This is a genomic window from Streptomyces xylophagus (genome assembly GCF_000716435.1).
Lineage (GTDB): Bacteria > Actinomycetota > Actinomycetes > Streptomycetales > Streptomycetaceae > Streptomyces > Streptomyces xylophagus.
The window spans coordinates 1-470 of record NZ_JNWO01000137.1 but is presented as its reverse complement, the minus strand read 5'-3'; the positions used below and the strand labels follow the sequence as shown (position 1 = coordinate 470).

The window sequence follows — 470 nt, the reverse complement described above, 5'->3', positions numbered from 1 at the left end:
GAGCTGTCCGAGGGGAAGCCGGTCGAGCGGCGGCTCGACACGATGCGGGAGCGCCTGGAGATTTTGAACCGGCAGCTCGCGGAGCAGAAGGCGTTGGAAGCCTCACTGTGGCGAGACCTCTGGCTGCTGCCGCAGGCCGCCCAGTGGGAGCGGCTTGGCTGGACCAGGGATGTCGCCCAGTATGTGCGGCACAAGGTGCTCGCCGAGCTGGGAGACCTCGACTCGGCGAAGGAAGCCCGGCAGTGGTCTGACCGGCTCGGTCTGTCGCCGATGGCGATGCTCCGGCTCCGGTGGGAGGTCGTCGCGAACGAGGTGGCGGAAAAGCGGGAAGAGAAGACGGCCGCGACTGCACCGCGACGCCGGCTGAGGGTGGTTGACCCAGGTGCCGTGGCGGGCGCCTGACTACCCCGGCGAGTTCCCGTCTCTCGGTTGGTTGGTCGGCGAGTGGATCGAAGAGCACTGTGTCATTC

The 470-nt window shown here is 67.9% G+C and carries 1 protein-coding gene; it reads left to right on the top strand.

Features of this window, described 5'->3' with window-relative positions; all coding sequences use genetic code 11:
- Nucleotides 1-402: hypothetical protein (locus OO70_RS51725; RefSeq protein WP_199827571.1), on the top strand; the 402-nt coding region annotated here is incomplete at its 5' end.
- Between the last annotated feature and the right edge of the window lie 68 nt (nucleotides 403-470).